Annotated in this window: 10 protein-coding genes and 2 tRNA genes; 4 read left to right on the forward strand and 8 right to left on the reverse strand. The window is 60.7% G+C overall.

Annotated features, from left to right (window positions below; translation table 11 throughout):
- Positions 1-172: 172 nt before the first annotated feature.
- Both rlmB and rnr read right to left on the reverse strand, forming a co-directional pair.
- Positions 173-928 (reverse strand): 23S rRNA (guanosine(2251)-2'-O)-methyltransferase RlmB, encoded by a 756-nt coding sequence (gene rlmB / locus AOA60_RS06300; RefSeq protein ID WP_099583668.1) that lies wholly within the window; start codon positions 926-928, stop codon positions 173-175.
- Entirely contained in the window at positions 925-3,558 is a 2,634-nt protein-coding gene (gene rnr / locus AOA60_RS06305) for a ribonuclease R (RefSeq protein ID WP_099583669.1), read from the reverse strand. The genes rlmB and rnr overlap by 4 nt, the downstream gene beginning before the upstream one ends.
- Before the next feature lie 224 nt (positions 3,559-3,782).
- Here rnr and AOA60_RS06310 point away from each other — a divergent pair.
- The 4 genes from AOA60_RS06310 to AOA60_RS06325 all read left to right on the forward strand — a co-directional run bounded on the left by AOA60_RS06310 (position 3,783) and on the right by AOA60_RS06325 (position 6,831).
- Positions 3,783-3,869 (forward strand) — tRNA-Leu (locus tag AOA60_RS06310).
- 152 nt (positions 3,870-4,021) lie between these two features.
- Positions 4,022-4,108: transfer RNA gene (locus AOA60_RS06315), tRNA-Leu, on the forward strand.
- 144 nt (positions 4,109-4,252) lie between these two features.
- Positions 4,253-5,278, forward strand: coding sequence for an extracellular solute-binding protein (locus AOA60_RS06320; protein WP_099583670.1), 1,026 nt, complete (start codon positions 4,253-4,255; stop codon positions 5,276-5,278).
- Entirely contained in the window at positions 5,278-6,831 is a 1,554-nt protein-coding gene (locus AOA60_RS06325; protein ID WP_099583671.1) for an iron ABC transporter permease, read from the forward strand. Before AOA60_RS06320 ends, AOA60_RS06325 begins: the two co-directional genes overlap by 1 nt.
- A gap of 86 nt (positions 6,832-6,917) precedes the next feature.
- On the opposite strand, the gene AOA60_RS06330 is transcribed toward AOA60_RS06325, so the two are convergent.
- From AOA60_RS06330 to hflX, 6 genes are all read right to left on the reverse strand, one after another.
- A complete protein-coding gene (locus tag AOA60_RS06330) occupies positions 6,918-8,852 on the reverse strand; it encodes a methyl-accepting chemotaxis protein (RefSeq protein ID WP_099583672.1) in 1,935 nt (644 codons plus the stop codon).
- Between the two features lie 139 nt (positions 8,853-8,991).
- A complete protein-coding gene (locus tag AOA60_RS06335; RefSeq protein WP_032890489.1) occupies positions 8,992-10,281 on the reverse strand; it encodes an adenylosuccinate synthase in 1,290 nt (429 codons plus the stop codon).
- A 54-nt stretch (positions 10,282-10,335) separates the two neighbouring features.
- Complete coding sequence (locus tag AOA60_RS06340; RefSeq protein WP_099583673.1) at positions 10,336-11,523, reverse strand: ATP phosphoribosyltransferase regulatory subunit; 1,188 nt, start codon at positions 11,521-11,523, stop codon at positions 10,336-10,338.
- 293 nt (positions 11,524-11,816) lie between these two features.
- Positions 11,817-12,683 (reverse strand): protease modulator HflC, encoded by an 867-nt coding sequence (gene hflC, locus AOA60_RS06345; RefSeq protein ID WP_010213607.1) that lies wholly within the window; start codon positions 12,681-12,683, stop codon positions 11,817-11,819.
- Positions 12,683-13,858, reverse strand: a complete 1,176-nt coding sequence (hflK, locus tag AOA60_RS06350; RefSeq protein WP_099583674.1) for an FtsH protease activity modulator HflK — start codon at positions 13,856-13,858, stop codon at positions 12,683-12,685. The genes hflC and hflK overlap by 1 nt, the downstream gene beginning before the upstream one ends.
- Before the next feature lie 96 nt (positions 13,859-13,954).
- Positions 13,955-15,256, reverse strand: coding sequence for a ribosome rescue GTPase HflX (hflX, locus tag AOA60_RS06355; RefSeq protein WP_099583675.1), 1,302 nt, complete (start codon positions 15,254-15,256; stop codon positions 13,955-13,957).
- Position 15,257: the final 1 nt, after the last annotated feature.

Here is a 15,257-nt window from a genome sequence, read left to right on the forward strand (position 1 = left end):
GAACGGGCGCAAGGTGATTGGTGATTATTTGAACAACCTTCCGAACACCACAAACCAAATGTGGGAGAGGGCTTGCCCCGATAGCTGATGGTCAGTCACATCATCTGTAACTGAACCACCGCTATCGGGGGCAAGCCCCCTCCCACATTTTGCATCTATGCCAGGCTCAGAATTACTTCTTGGCCTTGACCTTGACGCCACGCTGACGCCGGGCTTCGAACAGGCATACGCCCGTCGCCACCGACACGTTCAGGCTGCTGACGCTACCGGCCATCGGCAGGTGTACCAAATAGTCGCAATGCTCGCGGGTCAAGCGACGCATGCCCTTGCCTTCAGCACCCATGATCAAGATAGTCGGGCCGGTGAGATCCTGGTCATAAATACTGACCTCGGCCTCTCCCGCCGTACCTACGACCCACAGGCCACGCTGCTGGAGTTTCTCCAGGGTGCGCGCCAGGTTGGTCACAGCCACCAGCGGAATCACTTCCGCCGCCCCGCAGGCGACTTTACGCACGACGGGCGTCAGGGTAGCGGACTTGTCTTTAGGCACGATCACCGCCAGCGCACCGGCAGCGTCGGCCGAACGCAGGCAGGCGCCGAGGTTGTGCGGGTCGGTTACGCCGTCCAGCACCAGCAACAGCGGCGCGCCTTCGGTGCGGTCGAGCAGCTCGTCGAGCATGGCTTCGCCCCAGACCTGGCTCGGACTTACGTCCGCGACCACGCCTTGGTGAACGCCTTCAACCCAAACGTCCATTTCACGACGCTCGGCCTGGCCGATGGCGACCTTGTTCTGGGTCGCCAACTCGACCAGCGCTTGTACGCGCGGCTCGCTGCGACCTTCTGCCAACCACACTTGCTTGACACGCTTAGGGTGATGACGCAGCAGTGCTTCTACGGCATGGACGCCGTAGATTTTTTCCAGACTCATGACTTGGCCTTAGGTTTGCGCGACCCGCCGCTTTTCGCAGGGGCCGAACCCGCTTTTGGCGGGCCTTTACGGTGTTTACTTGGCTTGCTCGACGGCTTTTCCGCCCCGTGGGACTTTCCCCCAGACGCCGCTTTACCACCGCTTTTGGCTTCGTTGAGCAACTGCTGCTTCAACTCGCGGCTCTTGCGCAGTTCGGCGTTTTTCGCCGCTGCGTCGCTTGGGCGGTAGGCTTCGGGGGCCTTTTCCTTGACGGAGGAACGGCGACCGGCCTTGGCCGGCGCAGGCTCGGCGGTCGCTGCTTTCGCAGGAGCGCCTTTGCCCTTGGTAGCCGGCGCGGCGGTTTCGCTGCCACGTTTTTTACGACCGACTGGTTCGGCTGGCTTGTCTGGCATACCGAAGTCGATCTTGCGCTCGTCGAGATCGACGCGCATGACCTGCACTTCCACGGTATCGCCCAGACGGAAGCTGCGACCGGTGCGCTCGCCCGCCAGGCGGTGATGCACAGGATCGAAGTGGTAGTAGTCACCCGGCAAGGCAGTGACATGCACCAGGCCTTCGACGTAGATGTCGGTCAACTCGACGAACAGGCCAAAGCCGGTCACGGCGGTGATCACACCCGGGAAGGTCTCGCCAACGCGGTCTTTCATGAACTCGCACTTGAGCCAGTTCACCACGTCACGAGTGGCTTCGTCGGCGCGGCGCTCGCTCATGGAGCACTGCTCGCCCAACTGTTCCAGGGCCGCTTCGTCGTACGGATAGATCCGCGCCTTCGGAATCGTCATGGCACCGGCGCGTTTGACGTGCGGGGTGTTCTGCTTGGAATGGATCACGCTGCGGATTGCGCGGTGCGTGAGCAGGTCCGGGTAACGACGGATCGGCGAGGTGAAGTGGGTGTACGCCTCGTAATTCAGGCCGAAGTGGCCTTGGTTGTCAGCGCTGTACACCGCCTGGCTCAGGGAGCGCAGCATCACGGTCTGGATCACGTGGTAATCCGGACGGTCCTTGATGCTGGCCAGCAAGGCCTGGTAGTCCTTCGGCGTCGGGCCGTCCTTGCCTTTGTGCAGGGACAGGCCGAGCTCGCCGAGGAAGGCACGCAGTTTTTCCAGACGCTCCGGCGGCGGACCATCGTGCACGCGGTACAACGCAGGAATCTCATGCTTTTTCAGGAACTCAGCAGTGGCCACGTTGGCCGCCAGCATGCATTCCTCGATCAGCTTGTGTGCATCGTTACGTGTGGTCGGGGTGATTGCGGCGATCTTGCGCTCGGAACCAAAGACAATCCGGGTTTCCTGGGTTTCAAAATCGATCGCGCCACGCACGTGACGAGCACCCAACAGCACCTTGTACAGCGAGTAGAGCTGCTTGAGGTGCGGCACGACGCCAGCGTATTCGGTACGCAGGGCCTTGGCTTCGCTGGTCTTCGGCGTTTCTAGGATGGTGCTGACCTTGTTGTAGGTCAGGCGCGCCTGGGAGTGAATCACCGCCTCGTAGAACTGGTAATCGGTCATTTCACCGGTTTTCGAGATGGTCATCTCGCATACCATGGCCAAACGGTCGACTTTCGGGTTCAGGGAGCACAGGCCGTTGGACAGCTGCTCGGGCAGCATCGGGATCACGCGCTCAGGGAAGTACACGGAGTTGCCGCGCACCTGGGCTTCGTTATCCAGGGCCGAACCGATCTTCACGTAGCTGGACACGTCGGCAATCGCGACGAACAACTTCCAGCCGCCGGAGAACAGGCGCAGCTTGCCAGGCCTGGCTTCGCAGTAGACCGCATCGTCGAAGTCGCGGGCATCTTCGCCGTCGATGGTGACGAACGGCAGATGGCGCAGGTCGATGCGTTTTTCTTTGTCTTTCTCTTCCACTTCAGGCTTGAGCTTGGCGGCTTCCTTGAGCACGGCCTCAGGCCAGACGTGAGGAATATCGTAGGTGCGCAGCGCGACGTCGATTTCCATGCCCGGCGCCATGTAGTTGCCGACCACTTCAACGATATCGCCCTGAGGCTGGAAGCGCGCAGTTGGCCAGTGGGTGATTTTCACCTCGACGAACTGGCCGACTTTGGCAGCGCCATTGCGGCCCGGGGTGATCAGCACTTCCTGCTGGACCTTCGGGTTATCCGGCACCACAAAGCCGATACCGCCTTCTTCGAAGTAACGGCCGACGATGCACTCGTGGGCACGGGACACCACTTCGACGATCACGCCTTCACGGCGACCGCGACGGTCCAGGCCGGAAACGCGCGCCAGGGCACGGTCGCCATCGAACACCAGGCGCATTTGCGCTGGGCTCATGAACAGGTCGTCACTGCCGTCATCCGGGATCAGGAAGCCGAAACCATCACGGTGGCCGGCAATGCGGCCGAGGATCAGGTCGAGCTTGTCCACAGGCGCATAAGTGCCACGGCGGGTGTAGATCAGTTGAGCGTCGCGCTCCATGGCACGCAAACGGCGGCGCAGGGCTTCGAGCTGGTCTTCGGTGGTCAGACCGAATTCTTCAACCAACTGCTCGCGGCTAGCAGGCGAACCCCGATCGGCGAGGTGCGCCAGGATCAGTTCGCGGCTAGGAATAGGGTTTTCATATTTTTCCGCTTCACGAGCGGCCTCGGGATCGAGGGACTGCCAATCGGCCATTAGAGAGTTTTCACCTTGTCTATATGCGGGTTAGTTTGGCATACGCGTATTGAAACGGGAAATTTCAGGCATCAACAAGCGTTTAAAAGCCCTTTATAGCCCTCGGTGCGCACCTTGCACGACCATTGGCGAAATTTTCCAGGCTTTTTTCATGGCGGGGGTTTACAGCCTACAAGCCTCTCCGTATAGTGCGCGCCATCGACGACGGCAACGTTGTTGATGCTGCCCAGGTGGTGAAATTGGTAGACACGCCAGCTTCAGGTGCTGGTGATCGCAAGGTCGTGGAAGTTCGAGTCTTCTCCTGGGCACCAAATTCAGATCAAACCCGCGAAAGCGGGTTTTTTCGTTTCAGGCTTTTGATTTTTAACGCAAAACCCGTTTTATTTTTTTGAATCAGGGGTTTACAGATCAAAAAGCCCGCCGTATAGTTCGCCCCATCAACAGCGGCAACGTTGCTTGATAAGCCCAGGTGGTGAAATTGGTAGACACGCCAGCTTCAGGTGCTGGTGATCGCAAGGTCGTGGAAGTTCGAGTCTTCTCCTGGGCACCAAATTCAGATCAAACCCGCGAAAGCGGGTTTTTTCGTTCCTGGGGTTTAAAAACTCTGCCAGCGTTTGCTGCTACGCCGCACCTGAGAAACTTTATCGTTTATCCTTGCAATGATTTGTTGCATCTCAAGTGAGGAAAACCCCGGATGATGATCCGCGATACCCGTCCCAAGACATCCCTTCTGCGTGGCCTGACCATCACTCTGCTCGGCCTGGCCCTGCTCTCGCCCGTCGCTTACTCTGCCGACAAAGTTTCCCTGACCTTGTACAACGGCCAGCACAAAGAAGTCGGCGATGAGCTCGCCAAGGCCTTCGAAGCCAAGACCGGCATCCACGTCAATGTGCGCAAAGGCAGCAGCAACCAGCTGGCCAGCCAGGTCGTGGAAGAAGGCGCCCCCCCCCCCGCCGATGTGATCTATACCGAAGAATCTCCGCCACTGAACAAACTCGGCGAGCAAGGCCTGCTGGCCAAGATCGATGCCAGCACCCTCGACGTACTGCCCAAGGATTACGTCGGCAGCAATGGCGACTGGATGGGCGTGACTGCGCGCACTCGTGTCGTAGCCTTCAACCCCAAATTGATTGCCGAGAAAGACCTGCCCAAATCCGTACTGGATTTCGCCGGCCCCGAGTGGCAAGGCAAAGTCGGTTTCGTGCCGACCAGCGGCGCGTTCCAGGAACAGGCCGTGGCAATCATCAAGCTGCACGGCCGTGAAGCGGCTGAAGAATGGCTCACCGGCCTGCGCGCGTTCGGCAAGGTGTACAGCAATAACATGGTCGCCCTGAAGGCCGTGGAAAACGGCGAAGTCGCCACCGTCCTGGTGAACAACTACTACTGGTTCGCCCTGAAGAAAGAAAAAACCAACCTGGACTCCCAACTGCACTATTTCACCGACGGCGACGCTGGCGGCCTGATTACCGTGTCGTCCGCTGCCGCGCTGAAATCCAGCAAGCACCCCAAGGAAGCCCAGCAACTGCTGGCGTTCATGGCCAGTGAAGAAGGCCAGCGAGTCATCACCAATACGTCGGCGGAATATCCGTTGCGCAAAGGCATGGAATCCAATCGCGGCCTAAAGCCTTTCAGCGAGCTGCAACCGCCGAAAGTCACCCCTGCGGACCTGGGCAACGCCGAAGAAGCCCTGGAGCTGGAACGTGACGTTGGCTTGAACTGATGACCCCATCGCTCTCCGCTGCGGGGTTCAGCCCCCGCCGCAAACGCCCGTCGATCTGGCTGCTGCTGCCGGTACTGTTGCTGGTTGGCCTGAGCCTGTTGCCGCTGGCCTATGTCGGCCTGAAAGCCTGGCAGGCCGGGTGGGCGGAGGCTGTGCATCTGCTGTGGCGGCCTTATGTGTTCGGGCTGCTGCGCAACACCCTGGCGCTGATGGTTGGGGTGACGGTGACCTGCGGCGTGATCGGCCTGTCCCTGGCCTGGCTGCTGGAACGCAGCAACCTGCCTGGACGACGCATCTGGGGCGTGATCCTGTGCCTGCCGTTTGCGGTGCCTGCGTTTGTCAGCAGCTTTACCTGGGTGTCGCTGAGCGCCAACTTCGAAGGGCTGGGCGGAGCGATCCTGGTGATGAGCCTGTCCAAATACCCGCTGGTGTTTCTGCCTGTGGCGGCGACATTGCGCAACCTTGACCCTTCCCTGGAAGAGTCCGCTCGCACGCTGGGACTCAATCGCTGGGGTGTGTTTTTGCGCGTCACGCTGCCGCTGCTGTGGCCATCGCTGCTGGCGGGGGCATTGCTGATTGCGCTGCATATGCTGGTGGAATTCGGCGCCTTGTCGATCATCGGCCTGCAAACCTTCACCACCGCGATTTACCAGCAATTCGAGCTGGAATTCAGTAACGCCAACGCCGCGATGCTTTCAGCAGTGCTGCTGGTGATGTGCCTGACCCTGCTGTGGCTGGAGCTGCGCGTGCGCGGCAAGGGCCGACACGTACGTATCGGCCAGGGCGCGGCGCGGCATGCCGAGCAGGTCAAGCTGGGTAAATGGGCACCGCTGGGCCAGGTGTATTGCCTGGCGCTGGCAATCATTGGCAGCGGCATCCCCCTGGGAATGCTCGCTTATTGGTTGGCCGTCGGTTCGTCGGCAGCGTTTCCGGTGGCCGAGATCAGTGAGGCGCTGCTGTCTTCTCTGGCCCTGTCGCTCGGCGGCGCAGCATTGTGTCTGGTACTCGCCGTACCGGTCGGGTTGCTGGTGGTGCGCTACAAAGGTCAATTGGCGATCTGGGCTGAGCGCCTGCCGTATCTGCTGCACGCCCTGCCCGGCCTGGTAATTGCGCTGACGCTGGTGTATTTCGCCCTGCATTACGTGCCTGCGCTGTACCAGACGTCGGCCCTGCTGCTGATCGCCTATGCGTTGCTGTTTTTGCCGCTGGCCCAGGCGCCGATCCGCACCGCATTGAACAAGGCCGCGCCGCAATTGGAAGAAGCTGCGCGCACGCTGGGCGCTTCGTCGTTCAGCGCGTTTTGCTGGGTGACCTTGCCGATTATCTTCCCGGCACTGGGGGCCGCGTTTGCGCTGGTGTTCCTGGATGCGATGAAGGAATTGACGGCGACCCTGCTACTCAGTCCGACGGGACTGAACACACTGGCCACGGCAGTGTGGTCGCATACGTCGAATGTGGAATTCGCGGCCGCGGCGCCTTATGCGGCGTTGTTGATTCTGGTGTCGGGGCTGCCGGTCTATCTGTTAACCACTCGGATGTACTTGAGCCGCTGAGATCGCTATCGCCCCCCCCCCACAGGTTGAAATACAGTCAACAGGTGGGAGGGGGCTTGCCCCCGACGAGGCCCGAACAGTCGACACTAGGCCCGAAACTGCCCCAAACTCGCCTTCAACTGCGCCGCCAACCCATCCAGCACCTTGCCACTGGCGGTCGTTTCAACCACCGCCTGCGCGGCACGCTCCGCCTGGGCATGAATCACCTCTACCCGCCCGCGTACTGCATGGGCGCCCTGGGCCTGATGCTCAGCGGCACGGGTGGCCAGGCCAATCGCTGCGTGCACTTGCTCAACCGAAGCCTGGACCGTCTGCTGCAAGCGCACGCTGTCACGCAGCACCAGCAACCCTTCATTCGCCTGGCGCCCGGCCTTGCCGATGGTTTCCACCGCCTCACGCGCGCCCTGCTGCAACGCCACGATGTGCGCCTGGATGTCTCCGGTGGAGCTTTGAGTTTTACTGGCCAGCGCCCTTACTTCGTCCGCCACCACCGCAAAGCCGCGCCCGGTCTCGCCGGCACGCGCCGCCTCGATGGCCGCGTTCAGGGCCAACAGGTTGGTTTGCTCGGCGATACCATGAATCACCGTCAACACCACCTCGATCTGCTCGCTTTGCTGAGCCAGCCGCTCGATCACCTGGGAGCCGGCCTGGACTTGTCCCGCCAGCGCCTCAATCAAACTGCCGACTTCGGCCGACGTTCGCGAGTTTTCATCGGTGGCCTGGCGAATATCAACGACCTGTTGCAATGCCGCTTGCATGGCATGGCTTTCGGCCTGGGCCTCGTCGGCCATTTGCGACAGCGCACGCAAGCTCTCGGCCACTTCATCGCGCTGCAAGCCAGCGGCCGCATCGGCACCGGCATTGCGCAAGGTCATGGCGCCGATTTCCACGCCGGTACGCTGGGCCACGTCCCCGGCCTCGCGCACGATGGGCTGCAACTTATCCACAAAGCGATTGACCGCCGAGGCCATGTCGCCAATCTCGTCCTTGCTACTGATCTGCACACGCTTGGTGAGGTCGCCCTCACCCGCAGCCAGGTCGTCCATGGCCGCAATCAACAGCTTCAGGCGATTGACCACACGACGGCCGAGCACGACCGCGATCAATGCCAATACGCCGAAACCAACCAGCGCCAGTCCCATGCCGATACGCCAGCGCAGCGTGCCCGCAGCCTCCTGCACCGCGCCAGTGGTGTTGGCGGTCATTTCGGTTGCGGTGGCTTGCGCCGACTGCAGGCGCGCGCCCATTGCCGCAGCGCTGTCCGCAGCTGCGCCTTTGAGACTGTCGCCGACCAACTGATCACCGCTGGCAATCAGCGCGGCAAAACGCTTGTCCAGTGCTTGCAGGTCAGCCTCGACCGACGCAGTCGATACGCCCATGAGCACCTTGCCGATTTCTACGCCATTGGGGCTGATGGAGGCCTCAACGTAGAACACCGAAGAATCGTTCTTCGCGGCATTCAGGACTTTGTCCAAGGCGCGGTCGCCCTGGCCTTTTTCCAGCAGCGCCTTGTTGATCGGATTTTCGCGGTTCAGGTAACGGGTCAGATGCTCACCCGCCGCATCGTCGTAGACCACAAACAGCACGTTGGGATTGCGCTGGGCGCGCCGAGCAAACTCGGACAATGTGGGCACGTCGCTGTCCCACATGGCCCGGGGCGCCACCGAGGCCAGCAGTTGCGCCATGTCATTGGCGGAGTCCTTCAGGTCTTTTTCCAGGGTCGCACGCAGCTGCTTCTGTTCTTCCTGCAGGCGTGTGGAAAGGCCTGCCGTCAGGCGCTGGCGGGTGCTGGCAGACAAACTGTCGAGGCTTGAAGTGACTTCCTTGCCTGCCTGGGCCAACTCACCAGACAGCTTCTGGCTATCGATCCCCAGGCGACTGCCCAAATCAGCCTCCAGCGCAGTGACGGTGCTCCGGGTTAGAGCGACGGCCACCAGCACTTGCACCAAAAGGGCGATACCCAAGGTAACGAACACCGGTCGCAACAGACGACTTTGTAACAACGAAAGAACGGCAGACATCAAGAATCCCTCCACCACGGGTGCCATTAATTTGATAGCACCGCGAAAGAAAGAAACACAGCAAGGGTCGTGCCGCTTGGCGAACAGAAACGAAAAAGGGCTCCCGAAGGAGCCCTTTTCTTTTTACATCAACAGCTTATTAAGCGAACGGATGACGCAGAACGATGGTTTCGTTGCGGTCAGGACCCGTCGAAATAATGTCAATCGGCGCACCGATCAGCGCTTCGACACGCTTGATGTAGGCACGAGCGTTGGCCGGCAGTTCTTCCAGGGTCTTGGCGCCCACGGTCGATTCGGTCCAGCCCGGCACTTCTTCGTACACAGGCTGCAGGCCTACGTAGCTGTCAGCGTCAGTCGGAGCAACATCGTTGCCTTCTGCATCTTTGTAGCCGACGCAGATGTTGATGGTTTCCAGACCGTCGAGCACATCCAGCTTGGTGAAGCAGATGCCCGAGATGCTGTTCACATCGATAGCGCGACGCAGGATAACGGCGTCGAACCAGCCGCAACGACGGGCACGGCCGGTGGTAGCACCGAACTCGTGACCTTGCTTGGCCAGGTGCGCACCGACTTCGTCGAACAGTTCAGTCGGGAAGGGACCCGAACCTACGCGGGTGGTGTAAGCCTTGGTGATGCCCAAGATGTAGTCCAGGAACATCGGGCCAACGCCCGAACCGGTCGCAACGCCGCCAGCGGTGGTATTGGAGCTGGTCACGTACGGGTAGGTGCCGTGGTCGATGTCCAGCAACGAACCTTGGGCGCCTTCGAACATGATGTCTTTGCCAGCGCGACGCAGGTCGTGCAGCTCGGCCGTCACGTCCAGCATCAGCGGCTTGAGCAGCTCGGCGTATTCCTTGCACTCGGCCAGGGTCTTGTCGAACTCGATGGCTGGCTCTTTGTAATAACCGACCAGCATGAAGTTGTGGTAATCCACCAACTCACGCAGTTTGTCTTCAAAGCGCGGCATGTTGAGCAGGTCGCCCACACGCAGGCCACGACGCGCAACCTTGTCTTCGTAGGCTGGGCCGATGCCGCGACCGGTCGTACCGATCTTCAGCTCGCCACGGGCCTTTTCACGGGCCTGGTCCAGCGCAACGTGGAAGGACAGGATCAGCGGGCAGGACGGGCTGATACGCAGGCGCTCGCGCACCGGTACGCCTTTCTCTTCCAGCTTGATGATCTCGCGCAGCAGGGCATCAGGTGCAACTACCACGCCGTTGCCGATCAGGCACTGCACGCCTTCGCGCAGGACGCCCGACGGGATCAGGTGCAAGACGGTTTTTTCGCCATCGATGACCAGGGTATGGCCAGCGTTGTGGCCACCTTGGTAGCGCACTACGGCGGCAGCATGTTCGGTCAGCAGATCAACGATCTTGCCTTTGCCCTCATCACCCCATTGGGTGCCCAGGACTACGACATTCTTACCCATAACACTTGTCCTCATTCGCGCAAACTTGGTGCCGGCGATGGCCGGCAGGAAAACTCAAGAAGCCAGTGGCGATACTTGCCAAAGCCCGTTCTGCAGAATCAATTGCCGGTCGCAGTCCGCATCACGGGCGGCGGCCAATGGCTGGCCAGGCAAAGCCTGGACAACACGCTGACCCTCACTGCGCAACTGGCATACCTGCTGCCAGAGTGCTGCGTCCGTACTGTCGGGCATCCAGATGCCACCAGACGGCAGCTCGACCTCAGCACGCCCCAGGGTCACCAGGGTTTTCAAATCGGTGGAGAAGCCAGTCGCCGGACGGGCGCGACCGAAGTCGGCGCCGATATCGTCGTAACGACCGCCTTGGGCGATGGCCTGTCCAACACCCGGGACAAACACCGCGAACACCACACCGGTGTGATAGTGGTAACCGCGCAGCTCGCCCAGATCAAAGTACAGCGGCAAATCGGGGAAGCGCGCCGATAACTGCTCGGCAATCGCCAGCACGTCATCCAGCGCAGCCAATACCGGCGCTGGCGCATTGGCCAGGCGCTCACGCGCAGCCGTCAGCACTTCACGACCGCCGCACAGGTTCACCAGCGCGCGCAGCATGCCGGCGAGATCCGCAGGCACGCCGTCGGTCAACGCGATGACTTCATCGATAGCCTTGCGCTGCAGGGCATCGAACAACTGCTGCTCGACCTCACCAGACAAACCGGCCGCACGGGCCAGGCCACGGTAGATACCAACGTGACCCAGGTCCATGTGGACATCGGGCACGTCAGCCAGTTGCAGCATGGCCAGCATCAAGCTGATCACTTCAACGTCACTGCTCGGACTGGCATCACCGTACAACTCGGCGCCCAACTGGATCGGGCTACGGGAGGACGACAAGGCCCGCGGCTGAGCATGCAGCACGCTGCCGGCGTAGCACAGGCGGCTCGGACCTTCGCGGCGCAGGGTGTGCGCATCAATGCGCGCCACTTGTGGCGTGATGTCTGCCCTGAAGCCCATTTGCCGACCCGATTGCGGGTCGATAACCTTGAAGGTGCGCAGATCCAGGTCCTGGCCCGCGCCGGTCAGCAGGGATTCCAGGTACTCGATATGAGGCGTTACGACAAACTCGTAACCCCAGCTCTGGAACAGATCCAACACCTGGCGACGCGCTACTTCAATGCGCGCAGCTTCTGGTGGCAGTACTTCTTCGATGCCATCTGGCAGCAGCCAGCGGTCTACCGTTGCCATTACGCCATTCCCCTTTGATCCGGGCGGCCAGCCCTCGGCCGAGCCTTGAGTGAAGCAGAAAACACCCGCCCCCTGCATAAACCACGCGCAAGAGCGACGTGACGAACGGCCTGCAAACGGCCTCGTCGGGCACTTTCCTCGAAAAACCTGTCACGCCTGCCGAATCAAACATGCAGACGCAAAAAAGCCGGGAATTTCCCGGCTGCCGCATCATACACCCGTTTTCTGAAAGGATCACCCCGCCAGGCATTTTAGCCGCCCGACGGAGTGCGCCCTACAGAATCACAGGCTGGTTACTTGGACTTTTCCAGGTAGCGGAAGAAGTCGCTGCTTGGGTCCAGCACCATGACGTCGGTTTTGTTCGCGAAGCTCTCACGGTAGGCGCGCAGGCTACGGTAGAACGCGTAGAACTCCTGGTCCTGACCGTAGGCCTTGGCGTAGATCGCCGCAGCTTGAGCATCGCCATCACCACGCGCCTCTTCAGACTCACGGTAGGCTTCTGCCAGCAGTACACGACGCTGACGGTCGGCATCGGCACGGATACCTTCAGCCAACTCGTTACCCTTGGCGCGGTGCTCACGGGCTTCACGCTCACGCTCGGTGCTCATGCGCTCGAACACGCTGCGGTTCACTTCCTTCGGCAGGTCGATGGCCTTGACCCGCACATCGACAACTTCGATGCCCAGCTCTTTTTCCGCCATCGTGTTCAGCGAACGCGTGATGTCAGCCATCAGTGCGTCACGCTCACCGGATACCACCTCGTGCAGGGTGCGCTTACCAAACTGGTCACGCAGGCCCGATTCCAGACGGCGCGACAAACGCTCGTCGGCAATCTGCTTGAGGCCGGAGGTCGCGGTGTAGAAGCGCTCGGCATCCTTGACGCGCCACTTGGCGTAGGCGTCAACCATCACGGCTTTCTTTTCCAGGGTCAGGAAGCGTTGTGTCGGTGCATCCAGGGTCATCAGGCGGGCGTCGAACTTGCGCACCTGGTTGACGTAGGGGACTTTCACATGCAGGCCCGGCTGGACATCTGCCTGGACCACGCGACCGAATTGCAGCAGCACCGCACGCTCGGTCTGAGCCACGATGTAGAAGCAGTTCCAGGCAGCGATGACCACGACGACGCCCACAATCAGGGCGGTCAGCGATTTATTGCTCATCAACGACTCTCCCTGGTACGTGATTGCTGTTGCAGCAAGTCAGCGGCTGCACGAGCGCTCGCTTCGTTGGCAGCGGCATTGGAGCCGGAGGCCGGGGCGCTGGTGCTGCTACGACCACCTTCGATCATCTTGTCCAGCGGCAGGTACAGCAGGTTGTTCTGCCCACCCTTGCTGCCGGTCACGAGGACCTTGCTGGTGTTGCTGAAGACTTCCTGCATGGTGTCCAGGTACAGACGCTCGCGGGTGACTTCAGGGGCCTTGCGGTACTCGGCGACCAGCTTGGTAAAGCGATCTGCCTCACCCTTGGCGCGGGAGACCACTTCATCGCGGTAACCGTTGGCATCTTCGATGATGCGCTGGGCCTGACCACGGGCTTCCGGCACGACGCCGTTAGCATAGGTTTCAGCCTGGTTGCGCGAACGCTGCTCGTCTTCACGGGCGCGGATCACGTCATCGAAGGCTTCCTGCACTTCACGCGGTGCCGCTGCGCTTTGTACGTTCACCTGGGTAACGGTGATACCGGTGCGATAGGTATCGAGGAACCGTTGCAGGCGCTCCTTGATTTCGCTGGCCATCAATTCACGACCTTCGGTCAGTACCTGGTCCATCGCAGTGGAACCCACCACATGGCGCAGGGCGCTTTCGGTCGCGTGCTGCAGGCTGATTTCCGGCTGATCAACGTTCAGCACGAAGTCCTGCAGGTTGCTGATCTTGTACTGCACGGTCAGCGGCACTTCGACGATGTTCTCGTCTTCGGTCAGCATCTGGCCCTGCTTGGTGTAGGCACGCTCACGCGTGACGTTCTCCATGTACTTCTTGTCGATCGGCGGGAAGTAGATATTCAGGCCCGGGCCGACAGTCTCGTAGTACTTGCCGAAGCGCAGCACCACGGCCTGCTCCTGCTCATCCACGACGTAGACGGCGCTGTACAGCCATACCGACGCCAGCACGACAAGACCCAAGCCCAGCAGGCCATAGCCACCGCCCTTGCTGGTACGACCACCGTCGTCACCACCACGTTTTTTTCCACCACCGAACAACCCATTCAGGCTTTCCTGCAGCTTTCGGAAGGCCTCGTCGAGATCTGGTGGCCCCTTGCGGTCGCCATTATTGCGGCGCTTACCACCCCAAGGATCCTGATTATTCGAGTTGCCACCCGGCTCATTCCAAGCCATAGCGCTCTCCATCTGATAAAGCAAAGACGCACCCACGGCGCGCCGACCAATGCTACAGAATGCCTGCTACTGCGGCACAACCGCTTTCGGAGGCTTTTATTGCAAAGTGTGTTGTTCGATGAACTCTGTCGGGACTACACCCTCACGGCTGACCAGCCGATTGAGCTCCGAGCGCGGCAACCGAACGGCCAGCAAGCTGACACCTTCTTCGTCGTGTTCTTCTTTCTGTACCGCGCCCAGCTCGAAAAACTGTGCACGCAGTCGAGCAAAACGCTGAGGCAAGCGCAAGGTGCCGACAAACAAATCGCTGCCGAGCAACTCGGCGATGGCTTGTTCAAGCAGCTCCAAGCCACTGCCATCTCGCGCCGACAGCCATACCCGCTGGGGTTTGCCGTTCTCGTCGCGCTGGATTTGTGGCTCAACGCCTTCAAGCAAATCGAGTTTGTTATAGACCTCAAGGATCGGCAAGTCCTGGGCGCCAATCTCGCCCAGCACCACCATCACCTGTTCAATCTGCAACATGCGATCCGGTTCAGCCGCATCGATCACGTGCAACAGCAGGTCGGAATTGCTCGACTCTTCGAGCGTAGACCGAAATGCCTCGACCAGCTTGTGGGGCAAGTGACGAATGAAACCCACGGTGTCGGCCAGGACGATCGGCCCGAGGTCGCCAATGTCCAGGCGGCGCAGGGTCGGGTCGAGCGTGGCGAAGAGTTGATCGGCGGCGTACACGTCGGATTGGGTCACGTTGTTGAACAGCGTTGACTTGCCGGCGTTGGTATAGCCCACCAGGGACACGGTAGGGATATCCGCGCGAGAACGCCCACGTCGCGATTGCTCGCGCTGGCTGCGTACTTTTTCGAGGCGGCCCTTGATCTGGCGCAGGCGAACCCGCAGCAGGCGCCGGTCGGTTTCGAGCTGGGTTTCACCCGGGCCACGCATGCCGATGCCACCACCCTGACGCTCAAGGTGAGTCCAGCCGCGAACCAGCCGGGTGCTCATGTGGTCAAGCTGGGCCAGTTCTACCTGGAGCTTGCCCTCATGGGTACGGGCGCGTTGGGCGAAAATATCGAGGATCAGGCCGGTACGGTCGATCACGCGACACTCGAAAACACGTTCGAGGTTACGTTCCTGACTGGGCGTGAGGGTGTGATTGAAGATCACCAGATCGGCTTCTTCGGCGTGGACCAGGTCGCGCAGTTCCTCGACCTTGCCGCTGCCAATCAGAAATTTGGCGGTTGGCCGATGACGCGGCACGTTAAAAAACGCAACGGTCTCGGCGCCGGCCGAATTTGCCAACTCCTGAAACTCCTGCGGATCTTCGCGCGCCTCAGGGTCCTGTCCATCCAAGTGAACGAGGATTACCCGCTCACCACCACCGTGGCGCTCAAAGAACAAA

Source organism: Pseudomonas sp. 2822-17 (genome assembly GCF_002742485.1).
Taxonomy (GTDB): domain Bacteria; phylum Pseudomonadota; class Gammaproteobacteria; order Pseudomonadales; family Pseudomonadaceae; genus Aquipseudomonas; species Aquipseudomonas cyclaminis.